This is a genomic window from Sneathiella chinensis, assembly GCF_012720115.1.
Taxonomy (GTDB): Bacteria; Pseudomonadota; Alphaproteobacteria; order Sneathiellales; family Sneathiellaceae; genus Sneathiella; species Sneathiella chinensis.
In genome coordinates this window covers 91139-113999 of record NZ_VNWN01000008.1, presented here as the reverse complement: position 1 = coordinate 113999, position 22861 = coordinate 91139, and the positions used below count along the sequence as shown (strand labels likewise).

The following is a 22861-nucleotide window of genomic DNA, read 5'->3' as shown; positions in this document are numbered from 1 at the left end:
GGATTGTCGAAAGAATATTCGTGATTTTCGAATAATGCCGGGGAAGCAGATTTTATGCTGGTAAAAGCCGAGAGCCGGTGAAAAAATGGATAAGCGGTAGGTACGCGTTGATTGGTGAAGTATAGGGACAGGGTAGAATGCAGAATGACAGTACCGATCAGTTAAGTGAAGAAATTCGTGACAGGATCGAATGTAAGGTAAAGTGGTTTAATACGGCAAAGGGCTTTGGTTTTGTTGAGCCTCTTGACGGTTCCGGGGATGCTTTTGTTCATATCTCTGTTTTACAGAGCAAGGGACTACAGGGACTTCCGGAAGGGGCGCCAATTGTTTGTGATCTGTCCAGGGGGGAACGGGGACAACAGGTACAGCGCATTTTGAATTTGGGGCCTGCACCGGCCCTGCAATTGAAGGATGGCGAAGGCTCCCTGATTGAGGGGACCGTCAAGTTCTTCAATTCTGAAAAAGGCTTCGGTTTTGTAACCCCCGATGATGCAAGCCGGGATATTTTCGTTCACATGAAGGCGTTGGAAAAATCCGGTCTGGGGATGCTGGAAGCGACCCAGCGGGTCCGGCTCAATGTGAAAGATGGTGAAAAAGGACCTCTGGCGGAAGGCGTTGAATTGCTCTGATCCGACCCTGACGGTCCAGTAAGAAAAGCGGGCTTCTACCGGTTGTGACCGGCAGAGGCCCGTTTTGCATTTGGCTTTCCGTCTTGGCGCGGGGCCGCAAATGGGTTGCGCTGGGGCCGCAAACAAGGCATTCTCCTGCCAAAAGGGTGAGCGTTAGGTCCCTGAAATTAATAACAAGAATCAATCAGGAGAAATGTCATGTCGGGTATTTTGTCGGGAATTCGTGTGCTGGATTTCGGTCGCTATATTGCCGGACCCTATTGCGCAACCATCTTGGGCCAGCTTGGGGCGGAAGTCATCCGGATCGAGAAGATCGACGGCAGTGAGGATCGCTTTGTCACACCGGTAACAGAGAACGGCGAAGGCGGTATTCTGCTTCAGGTCGGTCACGGTAAAAAGGGTATGACCCTGAACCCCATGAAGCCGGAAGGGCGCGAGGTCGTCAAGAAGCTGATTGCAACGGCGGACGTGGTTGTCGCCAACCTGCCGGTTCAGACGCTGGAGGCCATGGGCCTTGATTATGACAGCCTGAAAGCCATCAAGGAAGATATCATCCTGACCCATCCGTCCGCGTTCGGCGACGTGGGGCCATACAGCAACCGCGTCGGGTTCGACGGTGTCGGTCAGGCCATGTGCGGCGCCATGTATATGTCCAGTGACGGGGATGAGCCGCGGAAACTGTATGGTCCGTGGGTTGACTTCTCGACCGCCATGGCAAGTTGCATCGGGACCCTTGCGGCCATCATGCACCGTCAGGCCACAGGCGAGGGGCAGGTGGTCAACAGTTCCCTGTTCGGATCCTCCGTGCTGATTTCCAGTGTGGCCCTGCTGGAGCAGTCCTTAACTCAGATCAACCGTGTCGGGACCTCGAACCGGGGTCAGAATGCCGGACCCGCAGATACGTTCAAGACCAAGGATGGATGGGTGCTGGTGCAGGCGATTGGCTGGCCTTTGTTTGAACGCTGGGCCAAGCTGATGGGTGAAGAGCAATGGCTTGAGGATCCGCGTTTCAAAACCGATCAGGATCGCGGCGACAATGGTGCCATCCTGTCGGAACGCATGGCGAAGTGGTGCGCCGAACGGACCAGCGAGGAAGCCCTGTCCCAGTTGGAAGCGGCACGGGTTCCCTGTGCCCCGGTCCTGTCACCGCAGCAGGTGCTGGAAGACCCGCATCTCAAGGCCATGGGATTGCTGAAAGAAGTGGATTACCCCGGCGCCAGCGGCAAGGTGCCGGTGACGGATTTCCCGGTCAAGCTGTCTGCCTGCGATATTTCCGTTCGCAAGCGGGCCCCAACCCTGGGCGAGCATACAGACGACCTGATGAAGGAACTGGGATATTCCGAGGCGGATATCACCGACCTGAAATCCAAGCGGGTTATCTAGGAAGAACAGGGACGGGCCGTCACTCTGTCGGCCCGATCCACCCTTGCAGGAAATTATCCAGCCACAGACGCATGTCGTTATCGTAGGCCTGCCGGTCCGCCAGATGCTGATCGGCGGGTTTGGCACCCGGTTCCACCAGCATATGGGAGGCCTTTTTCAGCCACCGGCGGTTCATGGCCTCGGTGACCTCCGGGTGAAACTGGATGCCATAGGCTTTTTTGCCAAACCGGAAAGCCTGATTCGGAAACAGGTCCCCCGTCGCCAGCAAGGTGCAGTCCCGCGGTAAGTCGAACCCTTCCTTGTGCCACTGGAAGGCATTCAGGTGTTCCGTGAAATAGTGGGTTCCGGCCTCGGTTGGCTCAACCCGGTAATATCCAATTTCCATACATCCCGCCGGGTGCCGGGTGACATCGGCCCCAAGGCAACGCGCCATGATTTGGGCGCCCAAACAGATCCCGAAATAGGGGCGTTCTGCCGCCAGCAGTTTATCCACAAAGGCGGTTTCTTCCCGGATAAAATCCTCGTGGTCGTCGTTGGCGCTCATGGGGCCGCCAAAGATCACCGTTGCGGCATGTTCGTGTGGGTCGCTTGGAAGGGGGTCGCCGATTGCGGGGACCCGCATGTCAAGTTGGTAGCCAAGGGTCCGCAAGGCTTCCCCGACCCGGCCGGGGTCGGATGTGGCCTGATGCATGACAAGAAGGACTTTTTTATCGGGCATGAAATCAATCTGACAAATAAGCAAATGGGCGGATATCAATCCGCCCGATACAGGTTACATGGCGCTGATGCCGCCATCAAGGACCAGTTCCGCCCCGGTCATGAAGCGGGATTCGTCCGAGGCAAGATAGAGGATGCCATAGGCGATATCGTCCGGTTCACCTAGATGGCCGATGGGGATTTGCCGGGCCAGCTTGGCGTAGCCTTCCTCGCGTCCCGCCTGTTTCAGGATATCGTCCAGAATGGGTGTCTTGACGAAGGTGGGATGGACGGAATTGCAGCGAATGCCGTTCTTCTTGCGCGCGCAATGCAGGGCAACGGATTTGCTGAGATGCCGGACCCCGGCCTTGGCGGAATTATAGGCCGCCATGTTATGCCCCGCGATAATGCCGGCAATGGACGAAATATTGACGATGGAGCCAAGCCCCTCTGTCTCCTCCATATAGGAAATGGCATATTTACAGCCGAGGAAGACCGAGTCGAGATCAATGGCATGGACCCGTTTCCATGTGGCGAAATCAGTATGCTCCACGTCTGACCCGTCGCCAATTCCCGCGTTGTTGACAAGGATATTCAGGCCGCCAAAGGTGGCTTTTGTCTCCGCCAGCACGTCCTGCCAGCGCTGCTCGTCGGTCACATCATGCTGCAGGGCAAGGGCGCCCTCGCCGATCATGGCAGCTGTCTCTTGGGCGCCGGCCTCGTTGATATCTGTCACGACAACACGGGCGCCTTCACGGGCCAGCATGATGGATGTGGCCCGGCCAAGACCACTGCCCCCGCCGGTAACAAGTGCGACTTTTCCGCTTACTCTTCCCATAATTCCCCCTGTTCGCCTGCGCGCTGGGCTTGTCAGGCATTCTTGTTATTATTAAACAGTGTCAGTCTACTTCTCTCGAACTATGACTCAAGATAATATACAGAACCGGGCCTTTCTGGCCCCGTTTGCTGAATGGAATGGTTGATTACGCTGCTATGAACAAGACATCGTCCCACGAACTTCCGGCATGGCTGTGGCTGTGGCTGGTTCCCGTATTGTTGATCGTTCAGTTGATTGTTCGGGCGATTTCCCCTGAATTTGCCAACACTCATTTTAGCGGCGAACTGGGGATTGTTGAAAATATCACCGTGGTCATCCTGATCCCGGCAATTTTCCTGTCCCTCTATCTGGTTGCAAACCGCCGCTATCTGCCGGCGCGCTGGATGCCGTTCTGGTACGGGATGCTGGGGCTGGCCTGTCTTTATTTTGCGGGCGAGGAAGCAAGTTGGGGACAGCACTGGTTCGGTTGGGAAACGCCTGAAGGGTTCAAGGCGCTCAACGATCAGGGCGAAACCAACTTCCACAACATGTCCTCGTGGCTGGACCAGAAACCAAGGCTGATTGTGGAATTGTCCGCGATCATTGGCGGCGTGATTCTGCCGATCATCCGAAAGCGGAGGGGCATCGTCTATCCTGAGGGCAGTTGGCAGGCCCTGTTCTGGCCCACATGGATTTGTTTGCCGGTGTCGCTGTTCATCGGTCTGATCAAGCTGCCGGACCGGTTGATCGGGGGGCAGAATATCCCCTATCCTTTCAACCTGCGGGTCAGTGAAACCCAGGAGGCCTATGTGGCCATGGCGTTTTTCCTGTATTTTGCATCGGTGGCCATTCGCGTTTATCGCCAGAAAAAAGGATAGGATCATGAAAAAGACCCCGAAGAACGTTCTGTTGCTGATCGGGGTTCTTGTCATGGGGATGCCGGGGCCGGTTTGGGCGTCGGCATTGGCGACACGGGATACGGATGTGGTCGGGGCGGAAATCCGTATTTCGCCGGGCGACCTGCCGGCGCCTTATGAAACCCCCTCGGTTGCGAACAGTGTCAGAAAATATAAAGGCGGTGCCCATGGCACGCTGGACCTGCCGCCCGGGTTCCGGGTCAATGCCTTTCGGGACGATCTTGACCATGCCCGCTGGCTTGAGGTGCTGGAAAACGGTGATGTGCTGCTGGCCGAACCGAGGCGCGGGGCGATCCGCCTGCTGCGGGACGCGGACGGCGACGGACAGGCCGAGATAAAAGAGACCTTTCTTGCCAATCTGGACCGGCCCCACGGCATGGCAGTGGTGGGTGATTGGCTCTATATCGGCGAGGCCACGCAGGTCCGCCGGGTTCCCCTGAAACTTGGGGATATGGTGCCTGCAGGCCCCGTTGAAACGGTGACGCCGAAAGGCTCCCTTGGGGATGGCCGGGGGCACTGGACCCGCAATCTCGCCTTTAACAGGGCGGAAAACGCCCTTTATATTTCCGTCGGCAGTCGCGGCAATGTGGCCGAAGAGCCCTTGCCCCGTGCCTCAATCCAGAGGTTGGGCCTTGCCAGCGGAAACATGACCACCTTTGCCGAGGGGCTCCGGAACCCTGTAGGAATCGCCTTTTATCCGGGGACGGGGGATCTTTATACGGTTGTGAACGAGCGGGACGGGTTTGGCGATGAACTGGTGCCCGACTTCCTGACCCATGTGCGGCAAGGGGCATTCTATGGCTGGCCCTATGCCTATATCGGCGCGAATCCCGACCCGGATTACGGCGACCGGTCCCCGGACAAGGTGGCCCGGACGGTTATCCCCGATGTGCTGTTCCGGTCTCATTCCGCGCCGCTTGGGCTGGCCTTCGGGCCGGAGAGCGGCTTTCCCGAGGCGTACCGAAAAGATGCCTATGTCGCCCTGCACGGATCATGGAATGCGGCGGACCCGCGAGGCTACAAGATTGTACGGGTTCCGTTTGAGGATGGCCGCCCGAGCGGGGCCTATATCAATTTTGCGGTCGGGTTCCGGGTTGGGGAGGGCAGTCCGCCCAAAGCGTGGGGGCGTCCGGCGGGCTTGGCCTTCGGGCGGGACGGGGCCTTGCTGGTGGCGGATGATGTCAGCCAGACAATCTGGCGGATTTCCTATGATCCGTCGGCCCTCTGATTCGGATTGAGGTAGACTCTTGTTCCCGCTGGCGATATATGATGAAGCCATCGTCATTGCCCCGAAAGGGCGGTGAAAACAAAGACATTTTAGGATCATTCGCCTGGAAGAGACCAAATATGAGTTGGACCGAAGAACGCATCGAGAAATTGAGAAAACTCTGGGGAAGCGGGAAAACCGCTGCGGAGATTGCGGATGAACTGGGCGGCGTGACGCGGAATGCGGTGATTGGCAAGGCGAACCGTCTTGGTCTTTCCACCAAAACCACCACTGCGGCAGCAGCGCCAAAGCCAAAGAAGAAAGTGGTGCCGGCGCATCGGGCCTGCCAGTGGCCGATCGGGCATCCGGGGGAACAGGATTTCCATTTTTGTGGGGATGAAGCGGTTCCCAGCAAGCCCTATTGTCTGAAACACTGCAACATGGCCTATCAGTCGAAAGACAACAGCTAAGATCAGCAGACCTACCGGACCAGTGTTCCCAACTGGTCCGAGGCGCTGTCATATGTGTGACGCACAAATTCGCCAAGGCGTTTGATCTGCACGTTCATGCGTCCCCCCTGTCCGGGGGTATACAGATAGCCGATTTTCTCTGACCGGGTGGGGCGGCCCGCCGCATCCTTTTCCGTTACGATGGTTCCGAATCTTGTATAGGCGGCCGTCTGGCCCCCGGTGGTTCGGTCCCAGCCCAGTAATCTCCCCTGATCATCATAGCGATAGCGGTCCTGCCAGTTCCGGCGGGGAAACAGGCGTGGATCGGCATATGCCCCGGCCTGTCCCTTTTCCGTATGATCCAGCCACACAAGATTTCCCGATTCGTCATAGCGTCTGGTCTGCTCGGGCGGATAGAGAAACGTTATGAAGGATGGGGCGGAGATATGCTTTCCATTGTCAGCAAAAACCCCGATATCCACCCGGTTTGATCGGTCGAGCGGGCCGGACGCAGGCCGGATGCTGTCCTGCCATGAAACGGTGATGCGGGCGGATTGTCCTGCCTCGCCCTCCGGGGTGATGCGGATCAGGTTCGGGTTCCCTTGCAGAACAACCCAGCGATACCGGTAGGGGGCATCGCCGCCGGGCAGGGCGGGGGAGCGCGCCGTGACGTGAAGTGTCTTGTCCCGGTCCGTGTAGCGGATGACCCGTCCGATGGCGGCATGGCTGTCGAACAGTTTTTCGGTCAGGTCCGTGGTGAAACCATCGATGCCGGGGGCCGGCCGGTTTTCTGACAGGACCTCAAGCTGGACTGCGTGCGGAACGTCGCGGGCCTTCAGGCGATTGGCCAGCAGAATCATTTTCATGACATCCAGATTGGCAGCCTGAAAAACCGGGGGATGGGCCTTGCCGGTCAGGTAATCCTGTTCACCGACAACCGTGCGCTGGCCCAGGCGAAAGATCATCTGCACCGCAGGAATGAGGCGGGCCGTCCGGATCAGCTCTTGTTTCTCGGCGGGTTGGAAGGCGGCAAGGATGCTGACGATCGCTTTCAGGAAGGGCAGGTCCGAACCGGATTTCCCCTCGGTGGCCAGAAGGTAGGGCGTGTTCGCCGTCAGGATATCGCCGTATTTCCGGCTGTAATCCTGCACCGCAGGATAGATATACAGGTGATTGGCCAGATATTGGATGTTCAACAGGCGGGGAATGCCCTCGGTGGTGTAGGCAAGGCGCGGCAGGCTGCGCCAGACGCTGCCGCCCGTCACCGCAGTTGAGGAATTGCCGATGGTTGGCGCGTTGAACAGGATGGAAGTGTTCAGCCCGTAATCCATGTTGCGCTGTTGGATTGCAGGATCGTGGGACAGGAAGGACAGTTGCGGGAAGTCCTTTTGGGACAGGGTGGAATGCCCCCGGTCCCGGTTGTCATAAAGGTCCCCAATATTTCCGGCGGCCCTGCCCTCGGCAAACCATGTGTTAAGCGTTTGGGCGACCGGGCTGCCGTCGGTGCGGACCTCATGGGGAAAGCCAGATTTGTCCGCTTGCCGGAACACGGTGCGAAGCATCCCAAGCCGGGGGTCCCAATAGGTGTTCTTTGCCGTTACAGGGGCCCGTCCGCCGGCAAGGGGCAGGGCGTCTGTTGGTTTGCTGAACCGGGCGGCGGCCTTCTTGTCGGATGGTGTGGCCGCCAGCAGGGCCTGAAACCGTTCGTTCTTTTCAAGGGGGGCAAAGGCCGGGTCCTCCGGGATCAACTTTCCTGCCGGGAAACCGACCGCCACGGCCTGTTCCAAAGCGGCGAGGGCGTCCTCCATCCGTCCGTTCCGGGCATGGAGGGAGGCCAGCATGTAATGGCTTTCCCCATGCCACGGATACCGCCTGAGAAGATGCGTCAGGGCCGTTTCCGCCCGTGCATGATGTCCTGCCCTGATCAGGGGAACAATTTTTCGAAGCTGGGCCGAAATGGCGGGCAGGTCAAACAGCGCGTCCTCTTGCGGTTGGGATGGAGGGGCGGCCGATGTAAGAGAGGGCGCAACGAACAGCATCACGCCAAGGCAGGCGGGTGCGATCCTGAAACTGGAAAGGAACCGTTTGTCCTTATTCCCTGTTCCGGCGGCCATGGGACTATCGTCAGACCAGACGGGACAGGTCGAGGGGCTGTTTGTTGCCGAGCCACAGGGCGAAGTCTGAATGATCGGCGAGGTCGTTCCCGGTCAGTGGATGGATCAGGACATCCAGATCCTTGTGGTTCAGCATCAGCCACGGCACAAGCCGTTCAAATTCGGCGATGGAGAAGGCGACCTGATACATGGAAATCGGGTGAGGGCCGACCGGTTTGTCATGCCAGCGCCCCAGAATGACCTCGAATTTGCTGCCCATGATCTCGCGGATTTTCTCGGCCTGTCTGCGGGTTTCCGGGGTGTAGTAGATATGGGCGTGGTAGCCTTCGATATTGGAGATGGGGGTGCTCACGATACAGTCCTTGATTTCTGCGGGTCGGCTTTCTTCTGCTGATGCCTGACAAGTATAGGACGAGCAGGGGGGCTTTGTTAATCGTTGAAGGGTGACTTTTTCAGGTTTTGCTTCTACTCTTTTCCCACAGGTGAGGAAAAGGGCCTGTTTGGGATCAGGCCCTTCAGAACAAATAAGAAAAAAGGAGCGCCCTGATGTCCTATCAGCACATAACCTATGAAGTAGAAGACGGTATTCTGGTCATTACGTTGAACCGGCCGGACAATATGAACGCATTCACCTCGATCATGCGGGATGAATTGATTGATGCCTATGACCGGGCCGATGAGGACGATTCCGTTCGGGCCATCATCGTGACCGGCGCGGGCCGTGCCTTTTGCGCCGGAGCCGATCTTGGCAAGGGGAAGGAAACATTCGATTATGACGCCCAGGGCGTCACGGCCGAGACCAAAGTGCACCGCGATGGCGGCGGTCAGGTAACCTTGCGCATGTTCCAGTGCAAGAAACCCATTATTGGCGCCATCAACGGGGCCGCCGTCGGGATCGGAGCGACCATGACCCTGCCCATGGATGTGCGGATTGCCTCGACACAGGCGCGGATCGGGTTTGTTTTCTCCCGCCGGGGGATTGTACCCGAAGCCTGCAGTAGCTGGTTCCTGCCAAGGGTTGTCGGAATTTCACAGGCGCTGGAATGGGTTTATTCCGGTCGGGTGTTCCCCGCTTCCGAGGCGAAAGAGGGCGGACTGGTCAAGTCCCTGCATGAACCGGAAGACCTGATGGTGGCGGCTCGGGAGTTGGCGCGGAGCTTTATTTCAGAAACTTCTGCGGTTTCCGTGGCGCTCAGTCGTCAGATGATGTGGCGCATGCTGGGGGCGGATCACCCCATGGAGGCCCACAAGGTGGATAGCCGGGGCATTTACCATATGGGGCAAAGCCCGGATGTGAAGGAAGGGGTGACGGCCTTCCTTGAAAAACGCCCGGCCCGATTCACCATGAAGCCCTCCAGCGACATGCCGCCTTATTATCCGTGGTGGCAAGAGCCTGAATTCGAGTAGGGATCAGATGAAGGCGTCATATTATGTAATCAGCATGTGGTGTGGTTGTGTGATTTGGCGCCTTATGTCACATATTCGGAAAATGTCACAAAAAGATGACCGAGAATCCCCCGTTTTTCCCTAATATGCCCAATTAGCGCCATGTTTTTTTGGAGAATAGGCTGCGTCGAAAGGAACACACGGCATCGGCACAATAGCGAAAGAGCCGAGCGGTGTTCCCGGATGGCGCCCCGGATACGAAGTATTGTATGCGGGTCTATTTATTGCCCAATCAGATAGGAGAGGGGACTCTTCATAAAAACATGGTTTCAGCCAGCTAGTCGGATTAAGGCCGACCGGCAGATCGTCCACATCCATATTAGCACCTCTTGAATGTAAGAGGTAAGGAAAAGTAGCTCCCTTTAAATTAGGGGGTGCGAACAGTGCGCGGGTAATCTTTCTCTATTACTGTAGTGACGAAATAAAGCGTCAATAGTTTTAGAGTAAAGATTGCGATGCTAGCTTTTCGCGATGGTATAATTTTGCAATTTGTAAATTTTGGCATTCAAAAAGTTAATGTATTTTGTTTCCTTTTTGAGTGTGTACAACTTTTTGTAGTTTAATCAGTAGTTTGATTTCTTTTTTATTGCAATTTTATATTTAATATTTTTGTGGCTGGTAACCTTTTATTTATGAGTTGTTCCTAATTTCTTCTCCTTGCTAGTTGATGTACCTCGCGGGCCCGCAATTTCGGTGCCCGCAATCTGGAGAGAAAATCGAATGAGTTCTGCAATCTCGAATTCTGTTAATGAACTTTTTAATCAATCTGCCACCCATTTCGGAAAAGGTGTTGTAAATCTGGGCCGTGATGCCTCCCTGTTTGGAATGCAGGACTTCACCTTGAGTGTCACGTTCGAGCTGAACAGCTTGAACGGTGGAAATCAGGCTCTTCTCTGGAACCATATGCAATACAGCATTGAAGTTCAGAATGACGGTTTGAAAATCGCCATTCGGACGGCTGATGGTTCTTTGGACTATATTTCTGTTCCGGGTGTTTATACCGAAGCAGGCTGGCATGATGTTCAGATCATCAATGACGGTGCCAGCAACACCCTGAAAATTGTTGCCGATGGCGCCGTTGTCTATCAGGGCGATTCCAGCAACTATGAACTGAGCGCTCCCAGCCATTGGGATGTGACCGCTGGTGGTACGCCTTGGGGCGGTGAACTGGACGGCCAGATCGCGGACGTTTCCATTCTGGATGAAGCCGTTGAAATCGACGCGAATTCAACCATTGATGAGCGCATGTTTGCGCTGGATGAAACAGACACAGCGGCGAAGATTGACCCGTCTCTGGTTCCGGATACAGGCGATACCGGTACGGGTACAACCGACCCGACAGCGCCGACCCTGTCCGATGAGGAATATCTGGCCAACGCTGTGGCTGACTTTGGCGATGGCATGGTCAATCTGGGCCGCGACCCGTCCCTGTTCGGGTCTGACAAGCTGACCCTGAGCGCGACCTTCTCGCTGGACAGTCTGGACGGCGGCAAGCAGACCCTTCTGTGGAACCACATGCAGTATGGCATTGTTGTCAACGATGACGACCTGCAGATTGCCTTCCGCAAGGCCAATGGCCAGTTGCAGCGGATCACCGTTCGCGATGTTTTCCAGGAATCCGGCTGGCACGACGTGCAGGTGGTATTCGACAAGGAAGCCAATAGTCTCGAATTTTTCGTTGATGGCGAATCTGTGTATAGCGGCAGCGCGAAAGGTCTTGAACTGTCCGGCCCGAAACACTGGGATGTAACGGCGGGTTCAACCCTGTGGGGTGATGAATTCCACGGTGACATCGCCGATATTTCCATCATTCATGACGCTGTCGATGTGGATGGATCACAAAGCCTTGTCGAACGCATGTACGACATGGATGAAAAGGATACCAGCATCAAACTGGAAACACCTTTTGGTGGCACGGAAGAGCCGACCGACCCTGTGGACCCGGTTGATCCTGTCGATCCGGTTGACCCCGTCGACCCGGTTGATCCGGTTGATCCGGTTGAACCGACCGACCCGACGGACCCGTCCGGTCCGACCGAAAGCGAGATCGACCAGCTTGAAAAGGCTGCCGACCAGTTCGGTGCCGGTGTGGTCAATCTTGGCCGGGACCCGTCCATGTTTGGCATGAAGAATGCGACCTTGAGCGTGACCTTCTGCATGGACAGCCTGACAGGCCCCAAGCAGTCCCTGCTGTGGAACCACATGCAGTATGGCATCAACATCAATGGGAACGACCTTCAGGTGGCCCTGCGTCAGACGGACGGTACCCTGCGCTATATCAGTGTTGCCGATGTGTTTGACACAGCTGGCTGGCACGATGTGCAGGTTGTCCTGAACGGCGATGAAGGCACGGTTGAATTCTTTGTGGATGGACAGAGCGTCTATTCCGGCTCCAGCAATGGTCTTGATTTCTCCGATCCGTCCCATTGGGATGTGACCGCAGGCGGGACCCCGTGGGGACAGGAATTCCAGGGCGAGATTGCCGACGTGTCCATTCTGGATGACGCCGCCGATATTGATGGCAGCCAGTCACTGGTTGACCGTATGGAAGAACTGGATGCGGCAGAAGGCGACAGCGATGGCGGTAATACAACCGATCCGGTTGAGCCGACTGATCCGGTTGACCCTGTTGATCCGGTCGATCCGGTTGATCCCGTCGACCCGGTTGATCCGGTCGATCCCGTTGACCCTGTCGATCCGGTTGATCCGGTGGAACCGACTGATCCGACAGAGCCGGGCAATGGCGGCGATGTGATCTATGTATCGTCAAAAGCCGAATTGCTGGCAGCTCTGACATCCGCCAATGCTGGCGCGACGATCATGCTGAAAGCCGGTGACTATGTCGGGCTGTCCCTGAAGGGGATCAATCCGGCACAGGAAATCACGATCATGTCTGCGGACCCGGCAAACCCGGCCCGTATGGCCAATGTGAATATCGAAGGGTCCAGCAACCTGAGTTTTGAAGGCATCGACTTCCGTGCGGACAGCATCGGCGAGACCTTCTGGAACATGTATATCGTCCGGACCAAGAATGCGGATGGCATCTCGTTCGACAACTGTGACTTCTTCGGGGGCGCAGGTCAGCAGAATGCTGGTATGATCGGTTTGTTCGCGGATCACAGTGACAACATTTCCGTGACCAACAGTGAATTCTACAACACCACACGCGGTGCGCTGTTCGATACGGTCAATGGCCTGAATGTTTCCGGCAACGATCTGCATGATATCCAGTCTGACGGGTTGAACTTCGTCGGGGTTCAGGATGTGCTGATTGATGGCAACAACTTTGCGGATTTCTATCCGATTGGCGAAGATCACCCGGACTATATCCAGTTCTGGCTGGTTGGTGCGGATCAGAACTCCGAGAATGTGACCATCAGCAACAACTTCATGGCGCAGTCAGGCGGTGATCCGGTACAGGGTATCTTTATTACGGCAACATCGCCTTATACCAACAAGAACTTTGTTATCGAGAACAACGTTGTTTATCAGTCCGCCTATCACGGGATCACCATTTCCGGTGTGGACGGGTTGCAGCTGAACAACAACACGGTCATCTCGCACACGGATACAAACCGTGACACATGGATCAAGGTGGACAATGCGACCAATGCCGAAATCTATGACAACATCACCAACGCCTTGCTGATGGGCAATGCTCCGGGTGCGGTTATCAATGGCAACATCATTACCAAGAATGACGGTATTGGCGGCATTCACTATGATGACCTGTTCACAGGCGATCTGAACTTCACGTCTGATGATCCGATGCTGTTCGAACCGAAGCCGGGCTATGACGCCGGTGCGGATGTTGGAATTCTGGTTGCGGACAAGGATGGCCTGACCGGTGACAGTGGCAACAACACCATTGTGGGTACGGACGGTGCGGATGTGATCCGCGGGTTCGCCGGCAACGACAACCTGAACGGTGGTGCCGGTGCCGATATCCTGAACGGTGGTCTTGGTCGGGATATCCTGACCGGTGGCACAGGGGCAGACACATTTGTCTTCTCCAGCGAGCAGGACTCTCCGGTTGGGGCTGGCCGTGACAAGATCATGGATTTCAACGCGATCAGTGCAAACGAGAAAATCCATCTGGATGGCCTTGTGAAGAACAGCTTCAACTTTATTGGTGATCAGCAGTTCTATGCACCGGACATGTCACACCTGAGCAAGACCGAGCTGCTGGAATCTGCCGCGAATGCCCTTGGTGACGGCACGATCAATCTGGGACGGGATCCGGGGTTCTTTAACCTGGATGACATGACCCTGAGCGTGACGTTCGATCTGAACACCCTTGGGGGCGGTGCCCAGGCGTTGCTCTGGAACCACTTGCAGTATGGCATTGTGGTCAACAACAACGATCTGGAAATCACCCTGCGCCAGACCGACGGAACAACCAAGACCACCGTGTTGCAGGATGTTCTGAAGGAAACCGGCTGGCACGACACACAGGTTGTTCTGGACAAGTCAGCGGGAACGCTGGAAGTCTGGCTGGACGGTGAAAATATCTATAAGGGCTCTGGTGCCTCTGTGGATATCGGAAGCTCCGGTGGCTGGGATGTAACAGCGGGGTCAACTCTCTGGGCCATGCCGCTGGACGGTGAGGTTGCCGATGTCAGCATCCTTGATCAGGCTGTAGACATGAGCCAGGCGGCGGACAACACCTTCGACCGCACCGAGTTTGTGGACCAGTATGATGACCTGCTGGAAATGGATCTGGGTCTTGAGCAGACACAGGCCCGCTTCGATGACGCCACAGACATCCTGTCCATCGATCTGGACGGTGACCAGATCGCGGATATGGAAGTGGAACTGGTCGGGGTCAACCTGAAGGATCTGGATCACTCAGACTTCAGCTTCTAAAGACCCGCTCATCAACTTTGATGATCGACTAACAGAGATGGTCTCCCTCGCAAGAGGGGGGCCATTTTTTATTGTGCGGTGTGTCTTATCTGGTTTTGGTGCCACTGACGATGACCTGCCGGGCGAGAAACTCGTTCATCAGCCCGAAACAGAGGGTGGCAAGGCCCCGCTCCAACCGGCCGCTGAACTGGTAGTCCGGCGGTGATGCAGTGATCAGGTGGGTGCCGTACCAGCGTTCCACCAGCTTGCGGGTGGTAATGCGAAGATGGGTGCGGTCGAAAATACCGGCATCCCGGTCGGGAACCACACCTTTCAGAAACAGCGCGTGAAAGACCGAGTAATGCCGGAAATTCGGGATGCTGATGATGATCCTGCCGCCGGGGCGAAGCAGCGGCAGGCATTGCGCCAATGTTGCCTCGGGATCGACCAGATGCTCCAGGACATCGGACAGAATCAGGCAGTCAAACTGTTGCCCCTGTAATTTTTTTACCCCGTTTTCCGCCGTATCCACGATGACATCGATGCCGTTCAGGCTGGCCCGGCTGGCCGCTTCCTGTGACGGTTCGATACCGACAACGCGGCAGCCCTTTTCAACCAGTTCGCGTTCGGTCCGGCCTTGCCCGCACCCAATGCTGAGCGCGCTGGAAAGGGCATCGGGGACATGGGCCAGAACATCGGATCGCAGATGTCCGAAATATTCTGGGGTCTCCTGAAGGGAGGGGGGGTTTTTCAGTTTCTGGGAGCCGTTGGCTATCATTGCGGGGTCTCGCCGTTGGTTATTGTTAAGTGGTTCCAATACAGTCCTTGAATAATATATCTCACTTATCTAATTAACCAAACTGAAGTGCGTGATGCAGCCTGTGTCGTTGATTGTTTTTCACGTTGCGTACTGCCTGTTTCCCGGAACCAAAGCGGGGTCAGCAATGAACCAACGGAAAGCACTGCAAACGGAACAGTGTCGGGTGAACCGACCTCTTGCCCCTGACAAAATCCTGTTTGTATCGAAATATGATCCAACAACGGCGCGCCACTGGTCGGGAACGCCGCATTATTTCTGGCTCCATCTGGAAAAGCATGTGGGCGGGCCGGTGCATGTGTGCCGCCCCACGTCGCTTGGCTGGTTCCGGCTGGTCTCGAAAGTGGTCCGGCGCCTTGCGGCCCTGACCGGGAAGACAGGGGTCAATCTGACCCGGTCCCGGTTTTATGCACGGCGGATCGGGGCGGAGGTTCAGCGCGAGATCGAGAGGGTAGAGCCGGCGATTGTCGTTGGCGTGGCCGCCTCCATTGAACTGGCGGGGGTCACGACAGACGTGCCCATCATCCATATGACGGATGCCACCTTTGCCGCGGTGGTCGGGTTCTATCCCGAATTTAGCGGGCTTTGGAAATGGCTTGAAAAGCAGGGGGAGGACATCGAGAAAGCCGTTATCGACAAGGCGGCTGCGGTGGTCTGTACTTCCCGTTGGGCGTCGGATTCGGTTGTGCGTGATTACCGGGCCAATCCGGCAAAGGTGCATACCATCCTGCAGGGGCCCAACATCGAAAAGGTTCCGGCCCTGTCGGAAAGGGACCTTGCCCGCAAGTTTGGCGGCACCTGCAGGATCTTGTTTGTCGGGCGGGACTGGAACCGGAAGGGCGGCGATTTCCTGCTGGAGGTGTTCGCCTGTCTCCGGGCAGCGGGGCTGAACGCGGAACTGACCATTGTCGGTTGCCGGGACCCGAAAATACCGGACAGCAGCCAGATTACCGTGCTTGAGGATATCAACAAGGACGAGGCGTCAGAGCGGCGCCTGTTCGACCGGGTATTTGGCGAGGCTTCTTTCTTTGTATTGCCCACCCGGGCCGAGGCGTTTGGTGTGGTCTATGCGGAGGCGGCCGCCTACGCGACCCCATCTGTGGCGCCGGATATTGGCGGGGTTGGCAGCGTGATCAAGGATGGGAAGACCGGGGTCCTGATGCCGGAGGATGCCTCGCCGGAGCAATATGCAGACCGAATTCTGGCGCTTTGGGAGGACAAGGAAACCTTGTTCAGGATGTCCCGTCAGGCCCGGCATTTTTTTGAGACAGACCTGAACTGGGATCATTTCACCCGCGAGTTTCTGACCGTGGTGGATCAGGTCACGGACGATCACGATTGAGGCAAGCGGGCCGGATCAATTTTCCATTCCGCCCGCCGTTTCCAGACTTCCGCCCAGACCCGGGATTTTTCCGACGAGGCCCGCCGCCCAAGGAACGAGGCCAGTTTGTGCAGCCAGATGCGGGACAGCGGCCACATGGACAGCAGGAACAAGCCGGGTTTTTGGGTGGATTTCGGAAAATGCCGGGCGATCAGCAGTCCCTTGGACCGGGTTAGGCGAATGAGCTTGTCCGGCGGGTTATTCTCGGACGCGCCGCCGATATGGACAATGGTGGCTTCCGAGGTGACGCGGGGGCGGGCCCCTTTCTGGCGGGCCCGAAGGCACAGGTCTGCTTCTTCTCCATACATGAAAAAGGCCGGATCAAAGCCGCCCAATTCTTCCCAGAAGGCGCGTTCCAGCAGCAGGAAACAGCCGGATACGATATCCACTTCCCGCTCCCCTTCCCGGTTCCAGCCGCCAATTCGTTCCGGGTTGAACAGGGTGGAATGGAAAAACAGGGCGGTCAGCCCCAACGCCTGACACAGCAGCGCCCAAAGGGATTGCCGCGACCAGCAGGAACTCATGTTCAGTTGCCCGTCGGGAAACAGGGTGCGTCCCCCCCAGATGCGGGCATCCGGGGTGGCAGCAGCATAATTCATCAGCTTGTCGATGGCCCGGTCCAGAACAACCGTGTCGGGGTTGAGAAGAAGGAGGTAGCGCCCGGTGGCCAGACGGGCGGCTTCATTGTTGCCGCCAGCAAAGCCCAGATTGCGGTCTGACCGGATCAGGGTAATCCTGTCCCCGAATTCCGCCTCGATCGCATCGGCAGACCCATCGGTTGACTGGTTGTCGAGAAGGATGATTTCAAATGTGTATTCAAGGGTTTGCCGAAACACGGAACGCAGGCAGTCCAGCGTCAGGTCACAGGTGTTATAGCTGATGATGATGATGGACAAATCGGGTGTCGCCTTTTCCGGGGTCATGGTCGGTGCCTCCTTTATCCTGATTGTGGTCGGGTTGCTGCCTTTGTGGTGGCGGTTTCATGCTGTCCTGCCTTGACGAAGATGGCGAAGACGGTCACCGACGCCCCCAGCAGGATATTGCTGAGAATGAGGGGTGGGCCGAACAGTCCCACGGACAGGCTGGTGACATTCAGGGCGACCAGACCGGCGGCGAAGCCGAAAATCAGTTTGCGGCTTTTGGTGTGGGAGGTGGAGCGGAAGGCCTTGACGGCAAGGCGGATCGCAAAGACCTGAGCCGCGAGATAGAGGAACATGGCCATCAGGCCGCTGAAAAAGGCCAGCACAAGGAAATGATTGACGATATCCAGCGACGCCTGTCCGCCGATTTCGGCAATCCAGTGATCCGTGCTTTTCCCGCCCATGCCAAACAGCCAGTATTCATTGAGATGGTTGAGCATCACCTCCAGAAGGCGGGTTCTGTACCAGGCGGTGCCGCCGCTGAGGCCAAGATAATTGATCATGTGATAGAAATGCCGGTCCGAGGCAATCTCGATCAGCAGCGCGAAGCAGGCCAGCGCCCACAGGGCGGGCTTGATCAGCGATGTTCTCTTGTAGAAACTGTTGAAGAAAATCAGGGTGGCGCAGCCGATCCACGGACCGCTGGACAGGGAGGTGAAGGCGGCAACAAAGGACGCGGCAACCCCTGCCAGTGCCAGAAATCTTGAGCGCACCACATCGCGGACAGACCACAACATGGCTGCGACCAGCATCATGGCCATGCCGAAAAAGATGGATACCGAGGTGCTGGCCTTGGCACGCAGGAAGCCCAGCCGAAACTCATAGGTCTGGCCGATCCCCTCCCAACTGCGGAATTGTTCCAGCGCCTGATAGGGGGAGTAGTAGGTGGTGGATTCAAGGACACCCATGGCGCACATGAAAAAGGCGGTCAGCAGCAGGGGCAGGGTCATGGCCTTTAGGTCCTGTGCATTGCCGATGGACCAGCGGGCCACGAAATAGATCAGGACCGTATCCAGCCCGGCCCCGACCATGCGAAGAGGGGTTGGTTCGCCCCCGGCCATGGCGGCGGCAAAGATCCCCCAGAACCAGCTTGCCAGAACCAGATAGTCAACCGGCAGAAAGCGTGTCGACAGGGCGCGCCCGTTGATGAAATAGCGAATGAAAAGGGTCAGGGCGACAAGCCGGGGGGCGGACATTTCCGCCACGCCCATGCTGATGCGAAGATATTCCGGCCAGACAAGCGTGGCCGCCACCACCAGCCCAAGCCCCATACCGGGCCGGACAAACAGGGCAAGGACACTGAACGCGACGGAAACAAGGGCGGTATAGGCCAGCATTCAGGCCTCGCTTTCCGGCCCATTGGCAGGGCGGTTGTCCACTGTTTCCCGGATCAACCGGGCAACCTGTGCGGCCTTGGAGGACCACGAATGATCCCGCACCCGATCGCGCCGGGCCGCGGCCTCGCCCGGATGATCAAGGGCAAGACGAATGGCGTTTGCAAAATCGGGGGCCGTTCGGGCGATGGCAATATGGTCGCGGAAATGGTCCACTTCGGGGAACCATGTACTGACCACGGGCCGACCAACCGCCAGATATTCCTTCATCTTGACGGGGTTGCAGGCCCTGATCCACTCGCTGGTGTTCCAGGGCATGATCAACACATCACAGGCCGCCATATAGCGCGCCACCTGATCATAGGGGCGCTGGCCGAGGAAATGGACGTTGGGGAGCGGGCACCAGCCGTCCGGCAGGGAGCAGGCACCGACCATCACGAACTGGATATCCGGCAGGAATTTCGCGACCTCGGTAAAAAGGGTTGGGTCGAAGGTGTGGGCATCAATGCCGCCGATAAAGCCGACACGGGGGTGGCTGATGGATGCCAGATCGGCAGGGTCAGGCCGGGTGGGGGTGCTAGCCTGTCCGGCAGCCTGAAACAGGTCGAAATCCACACCATGATCGACAAAACCCGCCTTGTGACAGTCTTTCTTTTCCGCCTCGAACAATTCGCGGGCACAAAAAAGCACAAGATCGGAACGGTCTTTCAACTGATGGTCAAAGCCCCGGATACGCTCCGGATCAACCCCGGCATAATTCTCGAAACGGTCGGTTCGCTGATAAACCTGAAAGACAGGCCTGAGGGACGGAGCAATGCTTGCGGCGGGGGGGCAGGCGACCCAGACAAGCGGGGAATGAATGCCGCACCGCCGCGCGGCATATTTGACCTGCAGGCGAAGGGCGGTGCGGGCAAGCCACCGTCCCAGCCCGCTTTTTCCGCCGCCGGGCAGGGTCAGGGGGCTGAACACGGTAAAACCGGGGCGAATGGTCACAAGGCCGTTGCCGATGCTTTTCAGTTTGCGCCATACACGGGTCAGGAACATGCTGCCTTCCGACATTTTGGGCGCGCGCATACCGATTGAGTTGATATAGAGAACCGGGTGGGAGCGGCTAAACTCCCGCATCATCTGCAGATCATAGTGCCCCCGGTTGTGGTACCACCAATCCACACCGCCAAAACAGATCACGCCATCAAAATCCTGTTTCAGGATCTGGGCGGGGGCCTGTTCGCAGGAAAGCTCCATGTCACCGCCCCCTTCCCGCATGAATGAAATGGCGGAGGGACTCTATCAGGGCAGGGTCGGCAAAATCGCCGATTTTCTGCATGTTCCCCCCTGGTGGGCGGGCTATGATCCCGTCCAGCGTGGCGGTGAGGGCCTGATCGTCTTCTGCAACAAAAAGGCCGGGTTTGCGTCCGAAATGCCGGGCCGTTGCCATCTGGTGATCGTTGCGGGTTTCCCGTAAATGGCCGCGCCGGGGCACAATGACCAAGGGCTTTGAAAGGCTGAGCGCGGTGATAATGGTCCCCATCCCCGCATGGGCCACGACCAGACTGGCCTGTTCAAAATGCCGGGTAAACTCTGCGGGACTCAGGAATTCCTGCCAGTCATAGGCGGTGGGGCGATAGCCGTCCGGCCCCAGGGCGGCCAACTGGCCAAAGGCGGGGATGGCGGGGTTGGCCCGGCACCAGTCGTCAAGGGCATGGGCAAGGCGGTCGAAGGAACGTTCATGGCCAACGGTCAGGAAGATCATAGGACGGCCCCCTTGTAATCCGGTTTGTCCCGATCGGGCGACGCGCCGCCGCCTGAGCCGCCGGACAGGTGCTCCCATTGTGTCAGCCACAGGTCGGCAAAGGATTTTGCCTTCTGGCCGGAGAGGGACATTTCCTCTGCGTTGGCGATGCTGTCGATCCAGATGGTGCGGGATCGCAGGATTTTCCCAAGAAGCAGGGCAAAAAAGCCGGGGGCCGCGCCGGTGGTGACAATCACATGGGGCCTTTCCCGGATCAGGATCGCCAGAATTTGCGCGCATTGCCTGATCAGATCGGCTTTCTTCCAGCGGTTGGCCTCAATGATTTTATAGAACCGGGGAGGGCGTTGTTCCCGCCGCCGGGCATCCTCCATGACGTCAGGTTCATACTCGGCCTTGGACGTGACATAGGCCACATGGCAACCGTCCCATGCGGATCGTAACCGTTGTAGTTGAACCCAGTGTCCCCCGGCAGATGATATGGCCAGAATACGAAGTGGTTTCAGACGATTGCGGTTTCCTGCTTCTTTATTGTTGGACATTTATGGTCCTTGTAACAAGTTTTTGTAATGGAAGGTGTTCATCAATCCTGCTACCAGATAATAACTATAGATTAGGAAAGTCTAATTGGAAGGCATTCACTTCAAACGGTTGAAAAATGGCACCTTGCTTCTGCTGGGGGGGGAGGGGGTTTTCCAGATATGCGGGTTTCTCAGGAACCTTGTGGTGGCTCGGGCCATTGACCCTTCCGACTTTGGTATTGCCGCGGCCATTGCCATGGCGGCCAGCTTCGTTGAAATTCTTGCCGGACTGGATGTGGGGCGGTTTCTGACCCGCAAGCAGGACAAGAATATGGAAGAATGGCTGGGCATCGCCCATGGGGTTGCTGTCATGCGGGGGGTTATCACGGCAATCCTGCTGGGGCTTTTTGGCGGCCTGATCGCCGATTTTATGAAAATGGGGGCCTATAGCTGGGCTTTTCAGGCAATTGGTATCGTTCCGTTATTGCGGGCCCTGTCCAATTACAGCCTGTGGGTGGAACAACGGAATTTCAATTATAAATCCTTTGTTGCCTGCCAGACCATTCCGCAGGTGATCACGCTGCTGGCGGCTTTTCCCGTCCTCTATTTTGTTGAGGATTACCGCACCCTTCTGTTGCTGTCGGTGCTGAACGCGGGCCTTTACTGCCTGACATCCCATCTGGTCGCCGGGGAGAAATACCGGATATTGGTCAATGCGGACAAGTTCCGGGAGCTCAGCAGCTATATCATTCCCCTGTGGATGGATGCGGCCTTGATGTTCGCGGTCCTGCAGGGGGAGAGGGTGATTGTTGTGCGGGAGTTTGGCGCCGCGCTGGCCGGGGTCTATTCCGTCGCATTCATGCTGTCCTGGACACCGGCGGCGGTTCTCAGCCGATTGGGGCAGTCCATCGGGGTGCCCCATTTCTCCCGTATTCTGGATAAACCTTCAATGCTGGCGCGGGACTATTGGCTGATATCCTCCATCACCTTTTCGCTGGCGATCGGGTTTGTGGCGGTGTTTGCCCTTTCCTCCTCCTCCATGATTACTTTTGTGTTCGGCGATGCCTATGAAGCGCCGGCCCTGCTGATCATTCTTCTGGGGGCGCATTACGGGTTTCGGATTGGCCGCATTCCACCGACCATTGTCATTCTGGCCCATGGCCGCACCCGCAGTATCGCACAGGCCAACCTGATCCGGGTGGTGGGGGTAGGGGTCTCGTGGGTGACGGCCCTGTCCACGGGGTCACTGACCTCGGTCTTTTTTGCGGCGGTGTTGTCGGAATTTCTGGCCATGTTGATCCTGATGGTGGCCGTTCGGCCGATTGCAGGCTTTTTCTCCGGCATCCTGACCTTTACCTGCTCGGTCATTCTGGGGCTTTGCTTTCTGGGCCAGTATTGGAGCCAGAGCCCGGTTTTTCAGGCCAATGCGGATTGGGTCAATCTGGGGGTTGCGATTCTGGTGGGGCTGGTTCTGATCCTGGTCAACTTTTTGATCCTCATGCGGATGCAGCCCGAGGTGTGGGGCCTTGTGAAACGAAAGTTGCTTGAAAATTCAACAGACTGAGGCTGAACAGAGGGGCGGAGGCCGATCTCGCCACATTAAAAAAGCCGTGAAATTTTACAGTTTGTTGGAAA

19 protein-coding genes and 1 pseudogene are annotated in these 22861 nt (G+C 57.0%); 10 read left to right on the top strand and 10 right to left on the bottom strand.

The window, feature by feature from the left end; genetic code table 11:
- Positions 1–137: 137 nt before the first annotated feature.
- From FQB27_RS16595 to FQB27_RS15400, 3 genes and pseudogenes are all read left to right on the top strand, one after another.
- Positions 138–353: pseudogene (locus FQB27_RS16595) on the top strand (cold-shock protein); the annotation flags it as partial.
- Positions 354–374: 21 nt separating this feature from the next.
- On the top strand, positions 375–629 hold the full coding sequence (locus FQB27_RS16590; protein WP_348540538.1) for a cold-shock protein: 255 nt from the start codon (positions 375–377) through the stop codon (positions 627–629).
- A 198-nt stretch (positions 630–827) separates the two neighbouring features.
- A complete protein-coding gene (locus FQB27_RS15400; protein WP_169561962.1) occupies positions 828–2012 on the top strand; it encodes a CaiB/BaiF CoA transferase family protein in 1185 nt (394 codons plus the stop codon).
- A 19-nt stretch (positions 2013–2031) separates the two neighbouring features.
- Here FQB27_RS15400 and FQB27_RS15395 read toward each other — a convergent pair whose 3' ends face one another.
- Both FQB27_RS15395 and FQB27_RS15390 read right to left on the bottom strand, forming a co-directional pair.
- Entirely contained in the window at positions 2032–2730 is a 699-nt protein-coding gene (locus FQB27_RS15395) for a glutamine amidotransferase-related protein (RefSeq protein WP_169561961.1), read from the bottom strand.
- Positions 2731–2784: 54 nt separating this feature from the next.
- On the bottom strand, positions 2785–3546 hold the full coding sequence (locus FQB27_RS15390) for an SDR family oxidoreductase (protein ID WP_169561960.1): 762 nt from the start codon (positions 3544–3546) through the stop codon (positions 2785–2787).
- A gap of 155 nt (positions 3547–3701) precedes the next feature.
- On the opposite strand from FQB27_RS15390, the gene FQB27_RS15385 reads away from it, so the two are divergent.
- The 3 genes from FQB27_RS15385 to FQB27_RS15375 all read left to right on the top strand — a co-directional run bounded on the left by FQB27_RS15385 (position 3702) and on the right by FQB27_RS15375 (position 6119).
- Complete coding sequence (locus tag FQB27_RS15385) at positions 3702–4403, top strand: hypothetical protein (RefSeq protein WP_169561959.1); 702 nt, start codon at positions 3702–3704, stop codon at positions 4401–4403.
- Between the two features lie 4 nt (positions 4404–4407).
- The gene (locus FQB27_RS15380) at positions 4408–5670 is read left to right on the top strand and encodes a PQQ-dependent sugar dehydrogenase (protein ID WP_169561958.1); all 1263 of its coding nucleotides are present in this window, start codon (positions 4408–4410) and stop codon (positions 5668–5670) included.
- A gap of 119 nt (positions 5671–5789) precedes the next feature.
- Positions 5790–6119 (top strand): GcrA family cell cycle regulator, encoded by a 330-nt coding sequence (locus tag FQB27_RS15375; protein WP_169561957.1) that lies wholly within the window; start codon positions 5790–5792, stop codon positions 6117–6119.
- An 11-nt stretch (positions 6120–6130) separates the two neighbouring features.
- Here the strand turns inward: FQB27_RS15375 and FQB27_RS15370 are convergent, their stop codons facing one another.
- Together FQB27_RS15370 and FQB27_RS15365 are read right to left on the bottom strand one after the other, a co-directional pair.
- Positions 6131–8212 (bottom strand): tetratricopeptide repeat protein, encoded by a 2082-nt coding sequence (locus tag FQB27_RS15370; RefSeq protein WP_169561956.1) that lies wholly within the window; start codon positions 8210–8212, stop codon positions 6131–6133.
- A 10-nt stretch (positions 8213–8222) separates the two neighbouring features.
- Positions 8223–8564 carry a DOPA 4,5-dioxygenase family protein gene (locus tag FQB27_RS15365; protein WP_206374726.1) on the bottom strand — a complete coding sequence of 114 codons (342 nt, stop codon included), beginning with the start codon at positions 8562–8564 and terminating at the stop codon, positions 8223–8225.
- Positions 8565–8758: 194 nt separating this feature from the next.
- Between FQB27_RS15365 and FQB27_RS15360 the strand changes: the two genes are divergently transcribed.
- Positions 8759–9619, top strand: coding sequence for a crotonase/enoyl-CoA hydratase family protein (locus FQB27_RS15360; RefSeq protein WP_169561955.1), 861 nt, complete (start codon positions 8759–8761; stop codon positions 9617–9619).
- A gap of 759 nt (positions 9620–10378) precedes the next feature.
- Positions 10379–14524 carry a LamG-like jellyroll fold domain-containing protein gene (locus FQB27_RS16835; protein ID WP_169561954.1) on the top strand — a complete coding sequence of 1382 codons (4146 nt, stop codon included), beginning with the start codon at positions 10379–10381 and terminating at the stop codon, positions 14522–14524.
- Positions 14525–14609: 85 nt separating this feature from the next.
- Here FQB27_RS16835 and FQB27_RS15350 read toward each other — a convergent pair whose 3' ends face one another.
- Positions 14610–15281 carry a class I SAM-dependent methyltransferase gene (locus FQB27_RS15350; protein WP_169561953.1) on the bottom strand — a complete coding sequence of 224 codons (672 nt, stop codon included), beginning with the start codon at positions 15279–15281 and terminating at the stop codon, positions 14610–14612.
- Between the two features lie 205 nt (positions 15282–15486).
- Here FQB27_RS15350 and FQB27_RS15345 point away from each other — a divergent pair, with 205 nt between their 5' ends.
- Complete coding sequence (locus tag FQB27_RS15345) at positions 15487–16662, top strand: glycosyltransferase (RefSeq protein WP_169561952.1); 1176 nt, start codon at positions 15487–15489, stop codon at positions 16660–16662.
- Here FQB27_RS15345 and FQB27_RS15340 read toward each other — a convergent pair.
- Genes FQB27_RS15340 through FQB27_RS15320 form a run of 5 tightly spaced genes read right to left on the bottom strand, consistent with a single transcriptional unit; the run spans position 16653 to position 21247 of the window.
- Positions 16653–17624: a glycosyltransferase family 2 protein gene (locus FQB27_RS15340; protein ID WP_169561951.1), complete on the bottom strand. Its 972-nt coding sequence runs from the start codon at positions 17622–17624 to the stop codon at positions 16653–16655. The two genes, FQB27_RS15345 and FQB27_RS15340, sit on opposite strands and share 10 nt — an antisense overlap.
- Before the next feature lie 14 nt (positions 17625–17638).
- Positions 17639–18958, bottom strand: coding sequence for a hypothetical protein (locus tag FQB27_RS15335; protein WP_169561950.1), 1320 nt, complete (start codon positions 18956–18958; stop codon positions 17639–17641).
- Positions 18959–20200 carry a glycosyltransferase gene (locus FQB27_RS15330; protein ID WP_169561949.1) on the bottom strand — a complete coding sequence of 414 codons (1242 nt, stop codon included), beginning with the start codon at positions 20198–20200 and terminating at the stop codon, positions 18959–18961.
- 1 nt (position 20201) lies between these two features.
- Positions 20202–20708, bottom strand: coding sequence for a glycosyltransferase (locus tag FQB27_RS15325; RefSeq protein WP_169561948.1), 507 nt, complete (start codon positions 20706–20708; stop codon positions 20202–20204).
- A complete protein-coding gene (locus tag FQB27_RS15320) occupies positions 20705–21247 on the bottom strand; it encodes a glycosyltransferase family protein (RefSeq protein ID WP_169561947.1) in 543 nt (180 codons plus the stop codon). Before FQB27_RS15320 ends, FQB27_RS15325 begins: the two co-directional genes overlap by 4 nt.
- Before the next feature lie 85 nt (positions 21248–21332).
- Between FQB27_RS15320 and FQB27_RS15315 the strand changes: the two genes are divergently transcribed.
- The gene (locus FQB27_RS15315; RefSeq protein ID WP_169561946.1) at positions 21333–22790 is read left to right on the top strand and encodes an oligosaccharide flippase family protein; all 1458 of its coding nucleotides are present in this window, start codon (positions 21333–21335) and stop codon (positions 22788–22790) included.
- Positions 22791–22861 lie beyond the last annotated feature (71 nt).